The following is a 22,927-nucleotide window of genomic DNA, read 5'->3' as shown; positions in this document are numbered from 1 at the left end:
CAAGGAGCAGTCCCGTGAAAGCCCTCGACCAACTCACCTTCGACAACCGCTTCGCCCGCCTGGGCGATGCGTTCTCCACCCAGGTGCTGCCCGAGCCCATTGCAGACCCGCGCCTGGTGGTAGCGAGCGAGTCGGCCATGGCCTTGCTCGACCTCGACCCCGCCCAGGCCGAGCTGCCGGTGTTCGCCGAACTGTTCAGCGGCCACAAACTGTGGGAAGAGGCCGACCCTCGGGCGATGGTTTATTCCGGCCACCAGTTCGGCTCGTACAACCCACGTCTGGGCGACGGCCGTGGCTTGCTACTGGCCGAAGTGCTCAACGACGTAGGCGAACACTGGGACCTGCACCTCAAGGGCGCCGGCCAGACACCCTACTCCCGCATGGGTGACGGCCGCGCCGTGCTGCGCTCGTCGATTCGCGAGTTCCTCGCCTCCGAAGCCCTGCACGCCCTGGGTATCGCTACCAGCCGGGCACTGTGCGTGATCGGTTCCAGCACCCCGGTGTGGCGCGAAACCCGTGAAAGCGCGGCCATGCTGACGCGCCTGGCGCAGAGCCACGTGCGTTTCGGTCATTTCGAGTACTTCTACTACACCAAGCAACCCGAGCAGCAGCGCGTGTTGATCGACCACGTGCTGGAACAGCACTATCCCGAATGCCGTGACGCCGAGCAGCCTTACCTGGCCATGTTCCGCACCATCGTCGAGCGCAATGCCGAACTGATCGCCCGCTGGCAGGCGTATGGCTTCTGCCACGGCGTGATGAACACCGATAACATGTCGATCCTCGGCATCACCTTCGATTTTGGCCCCTATGCGTTCCTGGATGACTTCGACGCCAACTTCATCTGCAACCACTCCGACGATCGAGGCCGCTACAGCTACGCCAACCAAGTGCCCATCGCCCACTGGAACCTCAGCGCGCTGGCCCAGGCACTGACCACCGTGATCGAAGTTGAGCCACTGAAGGAAGCGTTGGGCCTGTTCCTGCCGCTGTACCAGGCCCATTACCTGGACCTGATGCGCCGGCGCCTGGGGCTGACCACCGCCGAAGATGATGACATGGCGCTGGTCGAGCGCCTGCTGCAGTGCATGCAACGCGGTGGCGTGGATTACAGCCTGTTCTTCCGCAAACTGGGTGAGCAGCCGGGGGCTGAGGCGCTGAAGGTGGCGCGCGATGACTTTATCGACCTGGCCGGTTTCGATGCCTGGGGCGCAGACTACCTGGCCCGCTGTAGGCGTGAACCCGGCAATGCCGAAGGCCGCCGTGAGCGGATGCATGCGGTGAACCCGCTGTACGTGCTGCGCAACTACCTGGCGCAGAAAGCCATCGAAGCGGCCGAGGCGGGTGATTACAGTGAAGTTCGACGGCTGCACCAAGTCCTGACCAGGCCGTTCGAGGAACAGCCCGGGATGCAGGCCTACGCCGAGCGACCGCCGGAGTGGGGCAAGCACCTGGAAATCAGCTGCTCTTCCTGATTAGCGCCGAATCCTGTGGGAGCGGGCTTGCCCGCGAAGCAGGCAACGTGATGGATTGCACCGGCTTCGCCGGTGTTCGCGGGCACGCCCGCTCCCACAAGGAAACCGTGAACCCAACACCGGAGATGAAATGACCGACCCACTGGTAATCCCCTGCCCCCACTGCAACGGCCTCAACCGCCTGCCCGCCGAGCGCCTGGGCGATGCGCCGAAATGCGGTCGCTGCAAACAGGACGTGCTGTTGAGCACCCCTTTCGAGCTCACCGAAGCCAGCTATGCCAGCCAGATCAAAGGCGACCTGCCGCTGCTGGTCGACATCTGGGCCGACTGGTGCGGCCCGTGCAAGTCATTCGCCCCCACCTTCGAAGAGGCCTCCCGCAAGCTTGCTGGCCGCTGCCGCCTGGCCAAGCTCGACAGCGAAGCCAACCGTAACCTCGCAGGGCAACTGGGCATACGCTCGATCCCCAGCCTGCTGCTGTTCAAGAACGGCCGCGAAATCAGCCGCCAGGCCGGGGCGTTTCCACTCCAGTCCCTGCTGGAGTGGCTGCGTAACCACGGGGTTTAAGCATTCTCCTCAAGCAGCGAATGCAACTCGACAAACTGCAGAGTCAGCTTGTGCCGCGGCTCCAGGTGAATCAGCGGCAGGCTGGCGTGGTGCGATTCGCGCATTTTCACCGAACTGCCCAAGTACACCGGCAGCACCGGTAACCCTTCGGCCAGCAGCTCGTCGAGCATCTGCTGCGGCAGGCTGGCACGTGACTGGAACTGGTTGACCACAATGCCTTCGACCACCAGGTCTTCGTTGTGGTCTTCCTTGAGGTCTTCGATCTCGGCCAGCAGGCCATACAGGGCCTGGCGCGAAAAGCTGTCGCAGTCGAAGGGGATCAGCACGCGATCGGCAGCGATCAGCGCAGAAACCGCATAGAAATTAAGCGCCGGCGGGGTATCGATGTAGATACGCTCGTAATCCTCGTCCAGCTCGTCGAGCAACTTGCGCAGCTTGTTGATCTTGTGTTTTGCCTCCAGCTTTGGCTGCAGGTCGGCCAGCTCGGCAGTGGCGGTGACCACATGCAGGTTGTCGAATGGGGTTTCGTAGATATCGACCTTGTTCTTCTTACTGAACGGCCCGCTGGAAAGGCTTTGCTTGAAGAAGTCGGCGATGCCCATGGGGATGTCCTCGCCGGTCAGGCCGGTGAGGTATTGGGTCGAGTTCGCCTGGGCATCCAGGTCGATCAACAAGGTCCGGTAGCCTTCATTGGCACTGACCGCCGCCAGGTTGCAGGCAATGCTCGACTTGCCCACGCCACCTTTCTGATTGAACACCACGCGCCGCATGATTGACCTCCGTGTATCAACGAATGCCCGAGTATGTGGCGGCAGTGGGGCAATGACCAGTGCCATTTGACCGGCATCACGCCTGACCGACCACCTGCCCTGTCAACAACTCGGCAAATGCCTTGGCCATGACCGAATGGCCGCGCTCACGCTGCACCAGCCACACCGCCGACATCGCCTCTTCATCGAGCAAGGTGCGGTACACCACACCTTCTATACGCATGCGCTGGAACGACGCCGGCAGCACCGACACCCCCAGCCCCGCCGAGACCAGGCCGATGATGGTCATCGCTTCCCCTGCCTCTTGCGCAAAATGGGGGCTGAAACCCGCATGCCGTGCCAGGCTCAGCAATTGTGCATGCAAGCCGCTGCCATAACTGCGCGGGAAGAACACGAAGGGCTCAGGGGCCAACGCCGCCATGTAGACGCCTTGCTCAGTGCCCTCAGCCAGCGGATGCGAAGCATTGATCACCGCCACCAACGGTTCTCGGAACAACTCGGTGGCCACCAACCCCTCCGGCAGCGGCATCGGCCGCATCAACCCCACCTCGATGGTCTCGTCGAATACCCCTTCGGCAACATCACGGCTGCTCATTTCCTTGAGGTTCAGGTGCACCGCCGGAAAGCGCTGACGGAAGGCATGAATGGCCTTGGGGATTTTCGAGGTGAATGGGGCCGAGGAGGTGAAACCGATTTTCATCTCGCCCAGCTCGCCCAACTGCGCACGCCGAGCTACATCCGCGGCCTTCTCCACCTGTGCCAATACCTGGCGCGCTTCCTCGAGGAACAATCGCCCGGCCTCGCTCAGTTCGACACGACGATTGGTACGGTCGAACAACCGGGCCCCCAACTCCTGCTCCAGAGCCTGGATCTGCTGACTCAAGGGCGGCTGGGAAATACCCAGCTGCTGGGCGGCGCGGCCAAAGTGCAGCTCTTCGGCCACAGCAATGAAGTAACGCAGATGACGCAATTCCATGATCTGCTCCAAACAAGTCGCCAAACATCTCAAATAGGTCGAACAATATATTGGATCTAATCGTTAGCCAGCTATATGCTTTTTTCATTGCGCCAGAGGTACCGCCCGTGAAAACTGCAGTAGCCCCCCTCCTCCTTGAGCCACAACCTGCCATCCTGACCGAAATGTGGATCGAAAAAGGCACACCCGCTTTCATGAAAACCGTGCTGGCCTTGTTCAGCGGCGGTTTCGCCACCTTCGCCTTGCTGTACTGCGTACAGCCAATGATGCCTCTGCTATCCAACGAGTTTTCCATCAACGCGGCGCAGAGCAGCCTGGTACTGTCTGTGTCCACCGCCATGCTGGCGTTCGGCCTGCTGATCACCGGCCCCATTTCTGACCGCATCGGGCGCAAACCCGTTATGGTGTTCGCGCTGGTCTGCGCCGCCCTGTCCACCTTGGCCAGCGCAGTGATGCCCAGCTGGGAGCTGGTACTGGCCACCCGCGCCTTGGTCGGCCTGTCGCTGAGCGGCCTGGCGGCAGTGGCGATGACCTACCTGAGCGAAGAGATTCACCCGCAACACATTGGCCTGGCCATGGGCCTGTACATCGGCGGCAACGCGATTGGCGGCATGAGCGGGCGGCTCATCACTGGCGTACTGATCGACTTCGTCAGCTGGCACACGGCGATGCTGACCATTGGCGGCCTGGCCCTGGTGGCCGCGCTGGTGTTCTGGAAGGTGCTGCCGGAATCACGCAATTTCCGCGCACAGACGATGAACCCACGCAGCCTGCTGGACGGTTTTGTCATGCACTTCAAAGATGCAGGCCTGCCCTGGCTGTTTCTTGAAGCCTTCTTGCTGATGGGCGCCTTCGTCACCCTGTTCAACTACATCGGCTACCGCCTGCTGGCCGAGCCCTACCACATGAACCAGGCGCTGGTCGGCTTGCTGTCGGTGGTTTACCTGTCGGGTATCTACAGTTCGGCACAGGTCGGCGCGCTGGCGGACAAACTGGGCCGGCGCAAGGTGTTCTGGGCCAGTATCGTGGTAATGGCGGGTGGCTTGCTGATGACATTGGCCAGTCCGCTGGTGATGGTGATCGTGGGCATGCTGGTGTTCACCTTCGGCTTCTTTGGTGCGCACTCGGTGGCCAGCAGCTGGATCGGCCGCCGGGCGCTGAAGGCCAAGGGGCAGGCGTCGTCGCTGTACCTGTTCTGCTACTACGCTGGCTCCAGCGTGGCCGGTACGGCGGGCGGGGTGTTCTGGCACCAGTGGGGCTGGAACGGGATTGGGCTGTTCATTGGCAGCTTGCTGGCGGTGGCATTGCTGGTGGCATTGCACCTGAGCAAGTTACCACCCAAAACGGTGTGAGGCATTCGTGGGCACGCCTGCACCCACAACCTGTGGGAGCGGGCGTGCCCATGAAGAGGCCATCAGATCAGTTGATGATCTCGACAATATCCACATCCACTTCCCGGCTCATCAGGTGCTTTTCCACCTCACCGGTCAGCTTCACCTTGGTCTTGTCGTTGAACGGCGTCGGCGGCAGGTCCTCATCGTCGATCTCGACAGTGATGGTGCCAGTGTTGTCCTTGAACTCGTACTTGTCGTCGTTGTTGATCTTCTTGGTCACGAAGCCCTGCAGCACGACGGGGGTGTCATCGGCGGCGTCGTTCGCGGCGGCAACCGTGGTTACCGACTGGGCGCCAGGGCCGGTGTAGCCAGCGGCAAATGCGCCAGCGCTGAACAAGGGGGCGAGGATGAGGGCAAGATAACGGATTTTCATGAGGATCGGGTCCTGTTTCGGTTTCGATGGGACCAGATTAACGACGATCGCTGAATTAAAACTTAATGCAAAATAAAAGCCCGGCACATGACCGGGCTTATGGTTTCCGCGTGTCACCTCACTGGTGATACTGCGCCGACAGCTCGTGCACGGCATTGATGAATACGCCGGCATGCTCCGGGTCGACTTCCGGGGTAATGCCGTGGCCAAGGTTGAACACATGACCGGTGCCATGGCCGTAGCTGGCCAGGATGCGCGCCACTTCCTTGCGAATGGCCTCGGGCTTGGCGTAAAGCACGGTCGGATCCATGTTGCCTTGCAAGGCTACTTTGTCCCCCACGCGGCGGCGGGCGTCGCCAATCTCGCAGGTCCAGTCCAGGCCCAGTGCGTCGGCACCTGCGTCGGCGATGCTTTCCAGCCACAAACCACCATTCTTGGTGAACAGGATCACCGGCACCTTGCGCCCCTCGTGCTCGCGGATCAGGCCGCTGACGATCTTGCGCATGTAGGCCAGTGAGAACTCCTGGTAGGCCGCCGCCGACAGGTTGCCGCCCCAGGTGTCGAAGATCTGCACGGCCTGGGCGCCGGCCAGGATCTGACCGTTAAGGTAGCTGGTGACCGACTGGGCCAGCTTGTCCAGCAGCAGGTGCAGGGCTTGCGGATTGTCGTAGGCCATGGCCTTGGTCTTGCGGAAGTCCTTCGACGAGCCGCCTTCGACCATGTAGGTGGCCAGGGTCCACGGGCTGCCGGAGAAGCCGATCAACGGCACACGGCCATTGAGCTCACGGCGAATGGTGCTGACCGCATCCATCACGTAGCCGAGGTCTTTCTGTGGGTCCGGGACTGGCAGCGCTTCGATGTCGGCGGGGGTGCTGATGACCTTCTTGAAACGCGGGCCTTCGCCGGTTTCGAAGTACAGGCCCAGGCCCATGGCATCGGGAATGGTAAGGATGTCCGAGAACAGGATCGCTGCGTCCAGCGGGTAGCGGTCCAGCGGCTGCAGGGTGACCTCGCAGGCGAACTGCGGGTTCATGCACAGGCTCATGAAGTCACCGGCCTTGGCGCGGCTGGCGCGGTACTCCGGCAGGTAGCGGCCGGCCTGGCGCATCATCCACACCGGGGTGACGTCTACGGGTTGCTTGAGCAGTGCACGCAGGAAACGATCGTTCTTCAGGGCAGTCATGTCGGCATCCGGAAAAATAGTGCGGGCATTTTCTCAGACACCAGCGCAAAAGGCACGGCCATGACCATGTGTTTTGTCTATTGGATGCCACAGATCAAGCGTTTTTGTATACAAAAGCTTCGCGGGCATGNCTACGCTTAACCCTGTGGGAGCGGGCATGCCCGCGAACAGGCCGAAAATCAGACTTCGAGGTAGTCCAGGATACCCTCGGCGGCCGTACGCCCTTCGAAGATCGCAGTCACCACCAAGTCCGAACCGCGCACCATGTCGCCACCGGCAAACACTTTCGGGTTGCTGGTCTGGTGCTTGAACTTGCCCTTCTCCGGGGCAACCACACGGCCCTGGCTGTCCAGCTGAATGCCATGCTGCTCAAACCACGGCGCCGGGCTCGGGCGGAAGCCGAAGGCGATTACCACGGCGTCTGCCGGCAGGATCTCTTCGGAGCCCGGGATTGGCTCAGGGCTGCGGCGCCCACGGGCATCAGGCTCGCCCAGGCGAGTCTCGACCACTTTGACGCCTTCGACCTTGTCCTCACCCACAATGGCGATGGGCTGGCGGTTGTAGAGGAACTTCACACCCTCTTCCTTGGCGTTCTTCACCTCTTTGCGCGAACCCGGCATGTTGGCTTCGTCACGACGATAAGCACAGGTCACTGCCTTGGCACCCTGACGGATCGAGGTACGGTTGCAGTCCATCGCGGTGTCACCACCACCCAGCACCACCACTTTCTTGCCCTGCATGTCGACGAAGTCTTCCGGCGACTTCTCGAAGCCCAGGTTGCGGTTGACGTTGGCGATCAGGAAGTCCAGTGCGTCATGCACGCCCGGCAGGTCTTCACCCGGGAAGCCGCCCTTCATGTAGGTGTAGGTACCCATGCCCATGAACACCGCGTCGTACTCGGCGAGCAGCTGTTCCATGGTCACGTCCTTGCCCACCTCGGTGTTCAGGCGGAACTCGATGCCCATGCCGGTGAACACTTCACGGCGGTTGCTGAGCACGGTCTTTTCCAGCTTGAACTCGGGGATACCGAAAGTCAGCAGGCCACCGATCTCAGGGTTTTTGTCGAACACCACCGGGGTTACCCCGGCGCGCACCAGCACATCGGCGCAGCCCAGGCCAGCCGGGCCTGCGCCGATGATGGCGACGCGCTTGCCGGTGGGCTTGACCTTGGACATGTCCGGGCGCCAGCCCATGGCGAAGGCGGTGTCGGTGATGTACTTCTCCACCGAGCCGATGGTCACCGCGCCGAAACCGTCGTTCAGGGTGCAGGCACCCTCGCACAGGCGGTCTTGCGGGCAAACACGGCCGCATACTTCCGGCAGGGTGTTGGTCTGGTGCGACAGTTCCGCCGCGGCCAGGATGTTGCCTTCGGAGACCAGCTTCAACCAGTTGGGGATGAAGTTGTGTACCGGGCACTTCCACTCGCAATACGGGTTACCGCAGCCCAGGCAGCGGTGCGCCTGCTCCACGGACTGCTGCGGCTTGAACGGTTCGTAGATTTCCACGAACTCCTTCTTGCGCTGGCGCAGCAGCTTTTTTTTCGGGTCCTTTCGGCCCACTTCGATGAACTGGAAGTCGTTGTTCAGACGTTCAGCCATTTTTCAAAACCTCTTTACAGCAGCTGCAAGCTACACGCTGCAAGCCGCAAGACGATCACTTAAGCCGGGCAAACCTCTCACTGCCATTACGTGCAGCTTGAGGCTTGCCACTTGCAGCTGTTTTTACTGCGGGTTGGCACGGGTGCTGGACAGCAGCTGCTTCAGGTTGGCTGCCTTCGGCTTGACCAGCCAGAAGCGCCGCACGTAGTCGTCCAGGTTCTCCGAGAGCTCACGCCCCCACTCGCTGCCGGTCTCATCCACATACTCGGCAAGGACACGCGCCAGGTGGCTACGGTAGGCCTCCATCGCTTCGCCACTGATACGCTGGATTTCCACCAACTCGTGGTTGAGCTTGTCGACGAAGCTATTGTCCATGTCGAGCACGTAGGCAAAGCCGCCAGTCATGCCAGAACCGAAGTTGTAACCGGTCTTGCCCAGAACGCAGACAAAGCCGCCGGTCATGTATTCACAGCAGTGATCGCCAGTGCCCTCGACAACAGCATGGGCGCCGGAGTTACGCACAGCGAAGCGCTCGCCCGCAGTACCTGCGGCAAACAGCTTGCCGCCAGTGGCACCGTACAGGCAGGTGTTGCCGACGATGGCGCTGTGCTGGGTTTCGAACGGGCTGCCGGCTGGCGGCACGATGGTGACCTTGCCACCGGTCATGCCTTTGCCGACGTAATCGTTGGCGTCGCCTTCCAGGTGCAGGTTCAGGCCACCGGCGTTCCACACGCCAAAGCTCTGGCCCGCAGTCCCCTTGAAGCGGAAGGTGATCGGCGCCGCGGCCATGCCCTGGTTGCCATGCAGGCGGGCGATTTCGCCCGACACACGCGCACCGATGGAGCGGTCGCAGTTGCAGATGTCGAGGCTGAACTCGCCACCCGCCTGGTCGCGGATGGCCGGCATGGCCATATCAACCATCTTCTCGGCCAACTCGCCCAGGTCGAACGGCGGGTTCTTGTCGACTTCGCAGAACTGCGGTTTGTCCGCCGGAATGTGCGAGCTGCCCAGCAGCGGCGACAGGTCCAGGTACTGCTGGCGTTCGGTGTCACCTGGCAGCACTTCGAGCAGGTCGGTACGGCCGATCAACTCGCCAAGGCTGCGCACACCCAGCTTGGCCAACCACTCGCGGGTTTCTTCGGCGACAAAGGTGAAGAAGTTGATCACCATGTCGACGGTGCCGATGTAGTGGTCCTTGCGCAGCTTGTCGTTCTGGGTGGCCACGCCGGTGGCGCAGTTGTTCAGGTGGCAGATGCGCAGGTACTTGCAGCCCAGGGCAATCATTGGCGCGGTACCAAAGCCGAAGCTTTCGGCGCCGAGAATGGCCGCCTTGATCACGTCCAGGCCGGTTTTCAGGCCGCCGTCGGTCTGCACCCGCACCTTGCCACGCAGGTCGTTGCCGCGCAGGGTCTGGTGGGTTTCCGCAAGGCCCAGCTCCCAAGGGGCGCCGGCGTATTTGATCGAGGTCAGCGGCGAAGCACCGGTACCACCGTCGTAACCGGAGATGGTGATCAGGTCGGCATAGGCCTTGGCCACACCCGCGGCGATGGTGCCCACGCCCGCTTCGGCTACCAACTTGACCGATACCAGCGCCTGTGGGTTGACCTGCTTGAGGTCGTAGATCAGCTGCGCCAGATCTTCGATCGAGTAGATGTCATGGTGGGGCGGTGGCGAGATCAAGGTCACGCCCGGTACCGCATAACGCAGCTTGGCGATCAGGCCGTTGACCTTTCCGCCCGGCAACTGGCCGCCCTCACCCGGCTTGGCGCCCTGGGCAACCTTGATCTGCAGCACTTCGGCGTTGACCAGATACTCCGGGGTCACACCAAAACGGCCGGTGGCCACCTGCTTGATCTTCGAGCTCTTGATGGTGCCATAGCGCGACGGGTCTTCGCCGCCTTCACCCGAGTTGGAGCGCGCGCCCAGGCGGTTCATGGCCTCGGCCAGCGCTTCGTGGGCTTCCGGCGACAGTGCACCCAGCGAGATACCCGCCGAGTCGAAACGCTTGAGAATCGCCTCCAGCGGCTCGATCTGCTCCAGCGCCAGCGGCTGGTCGGCCACTTTCACCTTGAGCAAGTCACGAATCATCGACACCGGGCGCTGGTCCACCAGCGTGGTGTATTCCTTGAACTTGGCGTAGTCACCCTGCTGCACGGCGGCTTGCAGGGTGTTGACCACATCCGGGTTGTAAGCGTGGTATTCGCCACCGTGGACGAACTTCAGCAGGCCACCTTGCTGGATCGGCTTACGCGCGCTCCAGGCTTCGGCCGCCAGCAGCTTCTGGTCGTTCTCCAGGTCTTCGAAGCGCGCACCCTTGATGCGGCTGGACACGCCCTTGAAGCTCAGGCCGACCACTTCCTCGGCCAGGCCAATGGCTTCGAACAGCTGTGCACCGCGGTACGAGGCGATGGTGGAGATACCCATCTTCGACAGGATCTTCAGCAGGCCCTTGGAGATACCTTTGCGGTAGTACTTGAACACTTCGTCCAGGTCGCCCAGCACTTCACCGGTACGGATCAGGTCAGCCAGTACTTCATACGCCAGGTACGGGTAAACGGCCGAGGCACCGAAGCCCAGCAGCACGGCGAAATGATGCGGATCACGGGCGGTAGCGGTTTCAACCAGGATGTTGCTGTCGCAGCGCAGGCCCTGTTCGGTCAGGCGGTGGTGCACTGCACCAACGGCCAGCGAAGCATGCACCGGCAGCTTGCCCGGGGCGATATAACGATCGCTCAGCACCAGCTGGGTCTTGCCCCCACGCACAGCCTCTTCGGCCTGGTCGGCAATGTTGCGGATGGCCGCTTCCAGGCCAACGCCCTGCTCATAGTTGAGGTCGATCAGCTGGCGGTCGAAGCCTTCGCGCTCCAGGTTCATCAGCGAACGCCACTTGGCGGGCGAGATGACCGGCGAGCTGAGAATGACCCGCGAAGCGTGCTCCGGGGACTCCTGGAAGATGTTGCGCTCAGCACCCAGGCAGATTTCCAGCGACATCACGATCGCTTCGCGCAGCGGGTCGATCGGCGGGTTGGTTACCTGAGCGAACTGCTGGCGGAAGAAGTCGTACGGCGAGCGCACGCGCTGCGACAGCACGGCCATCGGCGTGTCGTCACCCATCGAGCCAACGGCTTCCTGGCCCTGCTCACCCAACGGGCGCAGTACCTGGTCACGCTCTTCGAAGGTGACCTGGAACATCTTCATGTATTGCTTGAGCTGGTCAGCGTCGTAGCTGGCCACACCCTGGTCGTCGGTCAGCGTCGCCTGGATACGCGTAGCGTGCTGGCGCAACCAGCGCTTGTACGGGTGCCGCGACTTCAGGCGGTTGTCGATGGCGTCGGTGTCGAGGATCTGGCCGGTTTCGGTGTCCACGGCAAGGATCTGGCCCGGGCCGACACGGCCCTTGGCCAGCACTTCCTCAGGCTGATAGCCCCATACGCCGATTTCCGAGGCAATGGTGATGTAACCATTGGTGGTGGTCACCCAGCGCGCCGGGCGCAGGCCGTTGCGGTCAAGCAGGCACACCGCGTGGCGGCCTTCGGTCATGACGATACCGGCCGGGCCATCCCACGGCTCCATGTGCATGGAGTTGTATTCGTAGAAGGCGCGCAGGTCGGCGTCCATGGTCTCGACGTTCTGCCACGCTGGCGGTACCAGCATGCGCACGCCGCGGAACAGGTCGATGCCACCGGTGACCATCAGTTCCAGCATGTTGTCCATGCTCGACGAGTCGGAACCGACGCGGTTGACCAGCGGGCCGAGCTCTTCGAGGTCGGGGATCTGGTCATTGGCGAACTTGGTGCGACGAGCAACGGCCCAGTTACGATTGCCGGTGATGGTGTTGATCTCGCCGTTATGGGCGAGGAAGCGGAACGGCTGCGCCAGCGGCCATTTCGGCAGGGTGTTGGTGGAGAAGCGCTGGTGGAACACGCAGATCGCGGTTTGCAGGCGCTCGTCACCCAGGTCTGGATAAAACGCCGCGAGATCGCGCGGCATCATCAGGCCTTTGTAGATGATGGTCTTGTGGGAGAAGCTGCAGATGTAGTGGTCGGCGTCGTGGGCGTTGGCCACCGACGAACGACGACGGGCACTGAACAGCTTGATGGCAAATTCCTGGTCGCTCAGGCCTTCACCGCCAATGAACACCTGCTCGATCTGCGGCAGGCGCTCCAGGGCCAGGCGGCCGAGTACGCGGGTGTCGATCGGCACCTTGCGCCAGCCGACCAGTTTCAGGCCAGCGGCGAGGATCTCGCGGTCCATGTTGGCGCGGGCAGCTTCGGCTTTGACCGGGTCCTGGTTGAAGAACACCATGCCGACGGCGTACTGCTTGGGCAGCTCGACAGCGAAGTGCTCCTGGGCCATGGCACGCAGGAATTGATCGGGCTTCTGCATGAGCAGACCGCAACCGTCACCGGTCTTGCCGTCGGCATTGATGCCGCCGCGGTGGGTCATGCATGTCAGCGCCTGCATGGCAGTTTGCAGAAGGTGGTGGCTCGGCTCACCCGTCATATGGGCGATCAGGCCAAAACCACAGTTGTCCTTGAATTCTTCGGGATGGTACAGACCTGTTTTCATAGACACATTCTCACCAGGTTCACCTCTCAACGGAGGTAAATCTCTTTTTTAACAACCACTTACCATCCACGCCGATCAAACGCCAGCTTTTTTGCGGTGGTCATGGAAAACCATTGTTGCACAGCGACAGCGACGCCCACAAATTTTCATGTCTCGTCATTGAAAATTTATGTCGCAATTTTGAATGTTTTTGCGCCATGCGCCGTGATAGCAGCTTGGCTCGAGTCTGAAGCGTTTCAGCCATGACTGCAACTAAGGGCTTGTGGCCGGCAGTCCGGGACAGAAAAGCCTGCCGCGCTCGGGCGCAGCAGGCTAGTCGAAAGCTAGAATTCGCTTAGCTACTGGGCGGCGGGGTGATGCCGCCCGGAAGGTATCAGCGGGCCGTGGCCAGCTCTTGTTGGACGCTGCCGACGGTACGTGGCCAAGGTTTACCAGCCTGGACCTTCGCTGGCAAGTTCTTGATTGCCGCAACCGCTGCGTCGCGGTTGGCGAAACTGCCGTAAGTCACGACGTACAGAGGCTTGCCCTGTAGGTTTTTCTTGAAGTAGCGATAGTCGCCACCCTGGGCCTTGACGTAAGCCTGGGCCGACGCCTCGGAGCTGGTACCAAGGATCTGCACCACATAATTGCCCGGCTTCTGTCCGGCATACCAGCCACTGTTGCCAGCGCCAGCGGCGGCTGGTTTTTCCGCAGCTTTGGCAGCCGGCTTGGCCACGGCGACCTGGGTCGGCGCCGGTGCTGGCTTGGCCGGCGCAACCGGCTTGGCGGACTGGGTTGCAACAGGCTTGGGCGCAGGCGCAACCGACTGCACGGGCTGGGCAGGCGCAGGCGCCGGGCCAGCCGGCACACCTTGTGGCGGAGCGATGGTGGTCACGGTAGGTGGCGGGTTGCCAGGCTGCAGCGCGGTGTCGACAGCCGGGCCTCCCTCTTCACCCTCGCCCATGCCTGCGGCTTGGGCCAGCGGCTCGCGCATCACCGGCTGCGACTGGCCAACCAGTGGCAGCGGCATTGGCTGGGACGAGCCAGAGAACTCGATGGCAGCACCCTGCTTGCCGTCGCCCAGTGGCAACTGGGCCTGGGCAGCCGGCGCTTCGGCAGGGGCCTTGTCGCCTTTCTTGGGCATCAATACCGCGGCCGCAACGGCAACCACGACCACAGCGGACAGTGCGAGCACATGTTTTTTAGGCATCTTGAACCCCATGGTTGGTCGCTTGGCCGTCGAGCGGCTGGCGATCATGGCTTCGATCAAAGTGTCACGGGCGACCTGATTGATGTTGCCAGGCCAGCCGTCGGAGTTTTCATGGATATCGGCGATCTGTTCACGGCTGAACACCTCGATGCCCCGACCAGCCCCTTCCAGGCGCTGTTCCAGGTACTCGCGGGTTTCTTCTTCACTGTAGGGCGCAAGCTCGATGATGTGAAAACGTTCTTCCTCGACATTGAGCTCATCCAGCCCGGCAATCAGCGATGGCTCACCGAACAGAAACACGTGCGGACGCCCTTCAGGAACCCCCGCCGCCAACTCCAGCAACGCTTGGAGTGCCGACTCGTCGAGTTGTTCCGCATCGTCCACCAGCAAATACACTTCCTGCCCGGTCAGTGCCAGCTGCACCACCTTCGATAGGATCGCCTGCACCTCGGGCTGGGCCACACCCAGCTCCTGCGCGACCTGCGCGAGCATACTGGAGGCGTCGCTGGCGCTGCGGGCCGACACCACCACACTTTGCACAGTCTGCTTGTTGGTGCTGGCCACCAGGGCCTGGCGAAGTAGCGACTTGCCGCTGCCCAACGGGCCGCTGACCACCAGCATCAACTGGCTATAGCGCGCCAGGTGGTGCAGTTGGCCGAGCACCGGTTTGCGCTGGGCCGGGAAGAACTTGAAGCCAGGTACGCGGGGCGCGAACGGATCATGGCTCAACTGGTAATGGTCGAGAAAGGCCTCATCGGCATGCAAACTTGTCATTGCGCTGTCACAACCTCAAAGCTGGGCCACGATCGCGCGGTAATCCGCCGACAGCGTGGCCTGAAGAATCTCTTTCGAATAGTCGTCGGTCACCACGGCCTCGCCCATTTGGCGCAGCAGCACCAAACGCAAACGACCGTCGAGCACCTTCTTGTCGACCGCCATGTGCTCCATGAAATGCGCCGGGGTCATTTCCTGTGGTGGCACCACCGGCAAACCTGCGTCCTGCAACAGGCGGATTCCACGATCGCGCTCAGCCTGGTCGATCCAGCCAAGGCGCATGGACATTTCCAGGGCCATCACTGTGCCCGCCGCGACAGCCTCGCCGTGCAGCCACACGCCATAGCCCATGTGGGTTTCGATAGCATGCCCGAAGGTATGCCCCAGGTTCAGCGTGGCCCGTACGCCCGACTCGCGCTCGTCAGCACCCACCACTGCGGCCTTGGCCGCGCAAGAGCGGCGGATGGCCTCGGTCAGGGCTGCCGAATCGAGGGCACGCAGTGCCTGCATATTGTCTTCGAGCCAGGCGAGGAACGGCTTGTCGCAAATCAGGCCGTACTTGATCACCTCGGCCAGACCTGCGGACAGCTCGCGCGCTGGCAGGGTCTTGAGGCTGGTGGTATCGATCAGCACCGCGTTGGGCTGATAGAACGCACCGACCATGTTCTTGCCCAGCGGATGATTGATGCCGGTCTTGCCACCCACGGAAGAGTCGACCTGGGACAACAGGGTAGTCGGCACCTGGATGAAGTCGACGCCGCGCTGGTAGCAGGCGGCTGCGAAACCAGCCATGTCACCAATCACGCCACCACCAAGCGCGACCACAGTAGTACGGCGATCATGCCGAGCTGTCAGCAGGCCATCGAAGATCAGCTGCAATGTTTCCCAGTTCTTGTGGGCTTCCCCATCGGGCAACACCACTGGCAGTACCGAGTAGGCTCCAAGGGCCTTGCTCAGGCGTTCGAGATACAGCGGCGCGACGGTCTCGTTGGAAACGATGGCTACCTGCCGACCCGCAATGTGCGGCGCCAGCAGCTCAGGCTGGTCCAGCAGGCCTTCGCCAATGTAGATCGGGTAGCTACGCTCGCCCAGGTCGACCTTTAGTGTCTGCATGTATCCCCACAATGTACTTGGGCGCGGCGCCATCCGGCGACCTGCGCGGTAACGTTGAGCCTCGCCTCGGCGCTGGAGGCCGAGAATAGTCCCGGGTTAACGGGGCGGCAACTGCTGCAAGCGCTCGAGAATATCGATCACCACCATGCGTGGGGGCCGCTCGTCGGTTTCAACCACCAGGTCGGCGATCTCGCGGTAGAGCGGGTCGCGGGTTTCCAGCAAGGTGCGCAAGGTCGCCTCCGGATTGGCCGTGCGCAGCAGCGGGCGATTGCGGTCGCGCGCGGTGCGACCGACTTGCTGCTCGACCGAAGCATGCAGGTAGATCACCCGGCCACCCTGATGCAGCGCCTGCCGGTTGGCTTCGCGCATCACCGCGCCACCGCCGGTGGCCAGCACCACACCGTCGAGCGCGCACAACTCGGCAATCATCGCTTGCTCGCGATCACGGAAACCCGGTTCGCCTTCCTTGTCGAATATCCACGGGATGTTTGCGCCGCATCGCAGTTCGATTTCCTTGTCGGAATCCTTGAACAGCAGGCGCAGCTCTTTGGCCAACAGGCGTCCGATGGTGCTTTTACCAGCGCCCATGGGCCCCACAAGTATCAAATTTCGCACAGAATCAACGACTCACAGCAATCGCCTGGTCACTCATGATACGCGGAGTCAGGAAGACCAGCAGCTCGGATTTTTTCTCTTGTAATGCATCGCGTCGAAACAGCCGCCCAACATACGGCAGATCGCCGAAAAATGGCACCTTGTCGACCACATTGTTTTGCGAAGTCGAGTAGACGCCACCGATCACGATCGTTTCGCCGTCAGCCACACGAACCTTGGCATTGACCTCGTTCTTGCGGATCGGCGGTACGTTGTTCAACGCATTGACGTAATCCGGCTCGTCCTTGGTCACCCTGACGGTCATGATCACCTTGTTGTCCGGAGTGATCTGTGGTGTTACTTCGAGCGACAGCGAGGCTTCGCGAAACGATACCGAGGTAGCGCCGCTTTGGCTGGTTTCCTGGTAAGGCACCTCGGTACCCTTGAGGATCCTCGCCGTTTCCTTGTCAGCCGTGACCACCTTGGGCTGCGAAATGATCTCGCCGTTGCCGCTTTTTTCCATGGCACTGAGCTCCAGGTCCAGCAGCACGTCACCGCGCAACAGACCCAGGCCGATACTGCTGCCGGCTCGCTCCAGACCGAGGTCGACGAACAGCTCCTTGCCGGGCCGCAGTTTCTCGCCGTACAGCGGCCCACCCCAGCGTACCCCCAGGCTTTTCTCATAATCGACGTTGGCCTCAACGATACGCGCCTCGATCGCTACCTGACGCACCGGCACGTCCAACTGCGCCACCAACTGGCGCATCTCGGCCAGGCGGTCAGCGGGCAGGTACACCACCAGCGTATTGGTGCGTTCATCGACACTCAGGCTACCCGTGGGGATGCCGCCACCCTCCAGACTTGCCAGCAGCAACTGCGCCAAATCGGCGGCCTTGGCGTGGTGAATGGGCAGCAGCTCCCGACGCAATGGCTGCAGCTGCGCGTCCAGCACTTGGCTCACCCGGGCGTCTGCCGATTGCGCGGCAAACTCGGCCGCAGGCGCCACCAAGAGCACATTGCCCTCCTGGCGCCGGGACAGGCCCTTGCTGCGCAACACCAGGTCGAGCGCCTGATCCCACGGCACGTCCTGCAAACGCAAAGTGACGCTGCCTTGTACCGCATCACTGGCAACCAGGTTGACGCCGGCGTAGTCAGCCAGCACCTGCAGCACCGCACGCACCTCTACATCCTGGAAGTTCAGCGACAGGGGTTCACCCTGGTAAGGCGTCGCCGAAGCCAGCGGGATCGACAGCAGGGTTGCCAGCAGGTATTTCATCCACGTTTTCATTCGGGTCCGAGGCCTCCTTGCCCTGGCGCTTGGCGAGGGTGATGAACGCCGTGCGCTCGTGCCACACCCCCGCCATGAACAGCCGCTCACGCACTTCGACCTGACGTTGGTCTATATGCATCACTACCCCCTGATCACGCCCTACCCGGTCGCCCGGGCGTACGCGATAGAGCTTGCCAGCCGCCTTCAGCAGTGCCTCGCGTGCCGCCCCGCGCGCCAGGCTGCCGACCATTTCCAGCTGCGCCAACGGCACGCCGACCAGCCCGGCACTGGCCACTCGCGCAGCAGCCGGCGCAAACGGGTCCACTTCAGGTGCAGCCATTGCGGCCCTTGCCGGCAGGTCCGCCAGCATTGCAGGTGCCTTCAGGGGCGTAGCCGCGTGATAGGCATCAACCCGCAACTGCAGGCGCAACAGTCCAGGCTGGCGATCAACGGTTGCCAGGCTCATGTCACCGCTGCGCAGAATCCGTGCCTGCCCTAACCAGTCGCCCAGCCACAGCCGCAAGGCCGAGTAACGCCCTACCACTTGCACCACCAGCGGTACCTTACTGAATCCGGCCTGTTGCTCGCCCTCACCTACATCGAGTCGCTCGACAAGCAAGCCGTGTGCATGCCCCGACACTGCCAGACGCTCAAGCAGGTCGCTCATGCTCTCCCCGGCCGCCAGGTACCAGTGCGCCGCTTGCAACCGCTGTTCGGCAATCACCGTTAGAGCCTTCAGCCGCTCCAGTTCGGCCAACTGCGATGCACTGGCTACCTGCAGCTGGCTCAACTCGACATGCCTGGCATCCTCCCGCGCCTGCTGCTGCAACAGGGCGGGCAGGCGCATCGCGCAGCCCAGGCTGAACAACACAACAGCCACCAGCACTGGCGCCAGCCGTCGGAAGCGGCCTGAGCCCTCGACCACTGCCAGCCAAGCGAGCATCTGCGCGGTACTCACGACCAGAACGCCGCAACGCGAGCGGTCAGCAGAAACTCATCGCCGTCCGGCAGGCTCTTGATGCGTTTGAGTTCCAGATCGAGCAAAACGCTCGAGCGGTTCAAGTCGCGCATGAACTGAGCAACCACAGCACCGGACGCAGCCACCCCTGTCATCTGCAAGCGGCCACTATCAAGGCTCAGGTCAAGTAGCTGCACACCTTCAGGCAACGCCCCTTCAAGGTCGGCGAAGACACCGGCCAATACACCCTGATGGGCGCGCAGGCCTTCCAGGGCCACCGCACGGGCAAGTAGCGCTTCATGCTGTGCACGCACTTCGGCCAGCGACTGCAACTGCTCATCCTGTGCATCAAGGGTCGCTTGGCGCTGGGTATTGGCCAGCACCTGCTGATGCCCGCGTTGGCGGGCCAGCTGATCGACCAGCATCACGGCGCACAAAGCCAAAAGTGCACCACCCACCAGCTGGCCTCGAAAGCGACGCAGCGCCGCCTGACGCTGCCGTTCGCGCCAGGGCAGAAGGTTCAGCCGCATCATGGCCGCAAACCTCCCAAGGCCAAGGCGCAGGCCAGGAGCATCGCCCCATCAACATGCTCAAGCCCTGCCAGCCCAGGCAGGTACGTGCACCGCACATTCAGCCGGCTGCCAAGGCCCTGCAGCCAGCCCGGATTGATCGATGAGCTGCTGGCAACCCACAACCCCGCAGGAAGGCTCTGCCTGGCAAGTAAAGCCTGCAGGCGCTCTGGCCATTGCCCGTTCATATCCGGGCCAGTCGTTTGCAGTTCACAGCGCTGGTACACCCTGCCCGGCTGCCAGTCATGAAGCGTTACGCTGCGGGTTTCGACACGCAGCAGCGCTGCTCCCTCAAGGCCACCCTGTGGCAACATGCGGCACAAGGCAATGGTGTCGACCTCGACGGCTTCCAACTGCAAGCCCGCCTCCTCGACGACGGATTCGAGTGACGCCAGCGCACTCTGTCGACAGGCAGCAACCATTACCTCTGAGCAACCTGGCTGGTCATGGGAAGCCCCCATGACCTGAAAATCCAAGGCCAGGTCTTCCAGCGGAAACGGAAACAGCCGCTCTGCATCGGCAAGCAGTTGTGCCTCCAACTGCGCCCCGCTCTGCTCCACCGGCAGATGGCACAACTTGCAGATAACCTGACTGGCCGGCAGTGCCAGCGCTACCCGGCGTTGCCTGAGGCCGCTGCGCCGGTAAGTGCGCTGCAGCGCAGCCACCACCTCCCCAGGCGCCTCAGCCCAGTCATCGGCCAGCGGCGCCTGAAACAGCTCTTGTGCCGATCCCATCACACGCCAGCGTCGATTGCGCTGCTGCAGTTGCATTATCCGAACGGCGTCGGGCGTGATTTCCACCCCCACCAGTGAACCGGCATCCTTGCCGAAGCGTCCAAACATCGCGACTCCTTTGCTGTCTGTTGCAGCTGCCAAGCGCAGCCACCTGTCGCAACCCCGCGGCAACACTGAGCCGGGGCTACTCATCGAGTCGACGGGTAGCCTGGCCGGTCACCCGGAGAGGCGAAAAATGCTTATAATGCCCAGCGTTTTTTGGTCCACCGGACCTGCGTGCAATCCACTCCCAACCTGGACACCGAAAAGCCTTGATACGTCTGCTGAAGTTCTTCTGGTGGTCTTCCGTCGCAGTCATCTGCGCGCTCGTACTCGGTGTGAGCGGTGCGTTTCTGTATCTTAGTCCCAGCCTGCCCTCGGTCGAGTCCCTCAGAAGCATCCAGTTGCAGATCCCCCTCAGGGTGTACAGCAGCGATGGCAAGCTGATTGCCGAATTCGGCGAAATGCGCCGCTCGCCGATCCGCTTCGCGGAAATTCCCCCACAATTCATTCAGGCGTTGCTGTCAGCCGAGGACGACAATTTCCTCAACCACTACGGTGTCGACCCCAGCAGCCTGATGCGCGCCGCGACCCAGCTGGTGAAAACCGGGCATATCCAGACCGGCGGCAGCACCATTACCATGCAGGTGGCGAAGAACTTCTTCCTCACCAGCGAACGCAGCTTCTCACGCAAGACCAACGAAATCCTGCTGGCCCTGCAGATCGAGCGTGAGCTGACCAAGGACGAAATCCTTGAGCTGTACGTGAACAAGATCTACCTGGGCAACCGCGCCTACGGTATCGATGCAGCAGCACAGGTGTATTACGGCAAGTCCATCCGTGACGTGAGCCTGGCGCAGATGGCGATGATCGCCGGCCTGCCCAAGGCACCGTCGCGCTTCAACCCGCTGGCCAACCCGGTGCGCGCCAAAGAGCGCCGCGACTGGATCCTTGGGCGCATGTACAAGCTGGGCAAGATCGACCAGGCCAGCTACGAGGCCGCCCTGGCCGAGCCGCTCAACGCCAGCTATCACGTGCCGACGCCTGAGGTGAATGCCCCGTACATCGCCGAAATGGCCCGCGCGGAAATGGTCGGCCGCTACGGCAGTGACGCCTACACCGAAGGCTTCCGCGTCACGACCACCGTGCCTAGCGACATGCAGGAAATGGCCAACAAGGCCGTCCTCAAGGGCCTATCCGATTACGATGAGCGCCACGGCTACCGTGGCCCTGAAGCACGCTTCCCGGGCCGCACCCAGGCAGCGTGGCTGCAGGAGCTGGGCAAGCAACGCACCCTTGGCGGCCTGGAGCCAGCCATTGTCACCCAGGTGGAACACACCGGCCTCAAGGTGCTGACCCGTGACGGCCAAGAGGCGCAGGTTGCCTGGGACACCATGAAATGGGCGCGCCCGTTCATCAACAACAACGCCCAGGGCCGCTCACCGCAATCGCCGGCCGACGTGGCCCAGGTCGGTGACCTGGTGCGCCTGCAACGCCTTGACGATGGCACATTGAAGTTCAGCCAGGTGCCCGTTGCGCAGAGTGCCCTGGTCACCCTCGACCCGAACAACGGCGCCATCCGCGCCCTGGTCGGCGGTTTCTCGTTCGAACAGAGCAACTACAACCGCGCCGTGCAGGCCAAGCGCCAACCGGGCTCGAGTTTCAAACCCTTCATCTACAGCGCCGCGCTGGACAGCGGCTACACCGCTTCCAGCCTGGTCAACGATGCGCCGATCGTGTTCGTTGACGAGTCGGTGGATAAAGTGTGGCGACCGAAGAACGATACCAACACCTTCCTCGGCCCTATCCGCATGCGTGAGGCGCTGTACAAGTCACGTAACCTGGTGTCGATCCGCCTGCTGCAAGCCATGGGCGTGGACCGCACCATCGACTACATCGCCAAGTTCGGCTTCAACAAGCAGGACCTGCCGCGCAACCTGTCGCTGGCCCTGGGCACCGCCACCCTGACCCCGATGGAAATCGCCACCGGCTGGAGCACCTTTGCCAACGGTGGGTACAAGATCACCCCGTACCTGATCGCGCGCATCGAGAGCCGCAGCGGCGAGACACTCTTCACCGCCAACCCGGCCCGCGTACCGCAAGGTGCCCAAGACCAGGCGGGCCTGGCCGCACCCGAGCAGCCAATCAGCACTGCGGCCATGCCGGGCGAAGCACCTTCTGCCTTGAGCCAGGTGGCCGCGGCACCGCAAGCGCCGGCAGTGGCCGAACAGATCATCGACGGGCGTACCACCTACATCCTCACCAGCATGCTGCAGGACGTGATCAAGCGCGGCACCGGCCGCCGGGCGCTGGCCTTGGGCCGCACCGACCTGGCGGGCAAGACGGGTACGACCAACGAATCCAAGGACGCCTGGTTCTCCGGTTACAACGCCGATTACGTGACTACCGTTTGGGTCGGCTTCGACCAACCGGAAACCCTCGGCCGCCGCGAATATGGCGGGACTGCGGCACTGCCGATCTGGATGAACTTCATGGGCGCGGCGCTCAAGGACAAGCCTGCGCATGCCCCGGCAGAACCGGAGGGCATTCTCAGCTTGCGCGTCGACCCGGTCAGCGGGCGCGCGGCATCGCCGAGCACCCCGAATGCCTACTTCGAGCTGTTCAAAGCCGAAGATTCGCCGCCGTCGGTGGACGAGCTGGGCAATGGCGCGGCACCGGGCAGCCCGCTGCCAGCCGATGAAGCGACGCCGATGGATTTGTTCTAAGGCAGGGCGCGTGACTCAGGTTTTGCGTGGGCGCGTGAATCGAGCGCCGCCCGCGCGG

At 62.5% G+C, this 22,927-nt stretch carries 17 protein-coding genes; 4 read left to right on the top strand and 13 right to left on the bottom strand.

Going from position 1 to position 22,927, the window contains the following annotated elements; genetic code table 11:
- Positions 1-14 precede the first annotated feature (14 nt).
- Both selO and trxC read left to right on the top strand, forming a co-directional pair.
- Positions 15-1,475 carry a protein adenylyltransferase SelO gene (gene selO, locus ACTJJN_RS00415; RefSeq protein WP_440780729.1) on the top strand — a complete coding sequence of 487 codons (1,461 nt, stop codon included), beginning with the start codon at positions 15-17 and terminating at the stop codon, positions 1,473-1,475.
- 130 nt (positions 1,476-1,605) lie between these two features.
- Complete coding sequence (gene trxC / locus ACTJJN_RS00410; RefSeq protein ID WP_012053944.1) at positions 1,606-2,040, top strand: thioredoxin TrxC; 435 nt, start codon at positions 1,606-1,608, stop codon at positions 2,038-2,040.
- Here trxC and ACTJJN_RS00405 read toward each other — a convergent pair.
- Positions 2,037-2,810, bottom strand: coding sequence for a ParA family protein (locus ACTJJN_RS00405; RefSeq protein WP_003249168.1), 774 nt, complete (start codon positions 2,808-2,810; stop codon positions 2,037-2,039). The genes trxC and ACTJJN_RS00405 overlap by 4 nt on opposite strands.
- A 76-nt stretch (positions 2,811-2,886) precedes the next feature.
- A complete protein-coding gene (locus ACTJJN_RS00400; RefSeq protein WP_012053946.1) occupies positions 2,887-3,786 on the bottom strand; it encodes a LysR family transcriptional regulator in 900 nt (299 codons plus the stop codon).
- 164 nt (positions 3,787-3,950) lie between these two features.
- Here ACTJJN_RS00400 and ACTJJN_RS00395 point away from each other — a divergent pair, with 164 nt between their 5' ends.
- Positions 3,951-5,138: an MFS transporter gene (locus ACTJJN_RS00395; protein ID WP_227743112.1), complete on the top strand. Its 1,188-nt coding sequence runs from the start codon at positions 3,951-3,953 to the stop codon at positions 5,136-5,138.
- Positions 5,139-5,205: 67 nt separating this feature from the next.
- Here ACTJJN_RS00395 and ACTJJN_RS00390 read toward each other — a convergent pair whose 3' ends face one another.
- The 11 genes from ACTJJN_RS00390 to pilM form a co-directional block, all read right to left on the bottom strand.
- Entirely contained in the window at positions 5,206-5,553 is a 348-nt protein-coding gene (locus ACTJJN_RS00390) for a YgiW/YdeI family stress tolerance OB fold protein (RefSeq protein WP_003249161.1), read from the bottom strand.
- 118 nt (positions 5,554-5,671) lie between these two features.
- Complete coding sequence (gene hemE / locus ACTJJN_RS00385) at positions 5,672-6,736, bottom strand: uroporphyrinogen decarboxylase (protein ID WP_003249158.1); 1,065 nt, start codon at positions 6,734-6,736, stop codon at positions 5,672-5,674.
- Between the two features lie 179 nt (positions 6,737-6,915).
- Positions 6,916-8,334, bottom strand: a complete 1,419-nt coding sequence (locus tag ACTJJN_RS00380) for an FAD-dependent oxidoreductase (RefSeq protein WP_003249156.1) — start codon at positions 8,332-8,334, stop codon at positions 6,916-6,918.
- A 123-nt stretch (positions 8,335-8,457) separates the two neighbouring features.
- Positions 8,458-12,903 carry a glutamate synthase large subunit gene (gene gltB, locus ACTJJN_RS00375; RefSeq protein WP_088512574.1) on the bottom strand — a complete coding sequence of 1,482 codons (4,446 nt, stop codon included), beginning with the start codon at positions 12,901-12,903 and terminating at the stop codon, positions 8,458-8,460.
- Positions 12,904-13,276: 373 nt separating this feature from the next.
- Positions 13,277-14,866, bottom strand: a complete 1,590-nt coding sequence (locus tag ACTJJN_RS00370; protein WP_318077543.1) for an SPOR domain-containing protein — start codon at positions 14,864-14,866, stop codon at positions 13,277-13,279.
- A gap of 15 nt (positions 14,867-14,881) precedes the next feature.
- Positions 14,882-15,979, bottom strand: coding sequence for a 3-dehydroquinate synthase (gene aroB, locus ACTJJN_RS00365; RefSeq protein ID WP_003249149.1), 1,098 nt, complete (start codon positions 15,977-15,979; stop codon positions 14,882-14,884).
- Between the two features lie 96 nt (positions 15,980-16,075).
- Positions 16,076-16,594 (bottom strand): shikimate kinase AroK, encoded by a 519-nt coding sequence (gene aroK / locus ACTJJN_RS00360; protein WP_010955625.1) that lies wholly within the window; start codon positions 16,592-16,594, stop codon positions 16,076-16,078.
- Positions 16,595-16,598: 4 nt separating this feature from the next.
- Positions 16,599-17,861, bottom strand: a complete 1,263-nt coding sequence (locus tag ACTJJN_RS00355) for a type IV pilus secretin PilQ (RefSeq protein WP_012053949.1) — start codon at positions 17,859-17,861, stop codon at positions 16,599-16,601.
- On the bottom strand, positions 17,785-18,786 hold the full coding sequence (locus tag ACTJJN_RS00350; protein WP_012053950.1) for a pilus assembly protein PilP: 1,002 nt from the start codon (positions 18,784-18,786) through the stop codon (positions 17,785-17,787). Before ACTJJN_RS00350 ends, ACTJJN_RS00355 begins: the two co-directional genes overlap by 77 nt.
- A gap of 11 nt (positions 18,787-18,797) precedes the next feature.
- Entirely contained in the window at positions 18,798-19,334 is a 537-nt protein-coding gene (locus ACTJJN_RS00345) for a PilN domain-containing protein (protein WP_012053951.1), read from the bottom strand.
- The gene (pilM, locus tag ACTJJN_RS00340) at positions 19,331-20,212 is read right to left on the bottom strand and encodes a type IV pilus biogenesis protein PilM (protein ID WP_440780726.1); all 882 of its coding nucleotides are present in this window, start codon (positions 20,210-20,212) and stop codon (positions 19,331-19,333) included. Before pilM ends, ACTJJN_RS00345 begins: the two co-directional genes overlap by 4 nt.
- Before the next feature lie 206 nt (positions 20,213-20,418).
- Between pilM and ACTJJN_RS00335 the strand changes: the two genes are divergently transcribed.
- Entirely contained in the window at positions 20,419-22,869 is a 2,451-nt protein-coding gene (locus ACTJJN_RS00335; RefSeq protein WP_371919700.1) for a penicillin-binding protein 1A, read from the top strand.
- Positions 22,870-22,927: the final 58 nt, after the last annotated feature.

Origin of the sequence: Pseudomonas sp. 22515, from assembly GCF_052044625.1 — a bacterium.
Lineage (GTDB): Bacteria > Pseudomonadota > Gammaproteobacteria > Pseudomonadales > Pseudomonadaceae > Aquipseudomonas > Aquipseudomonas alloputida.
This window is presented reverse-complemented; position numbering and strand designations above follow the sequence as displayed.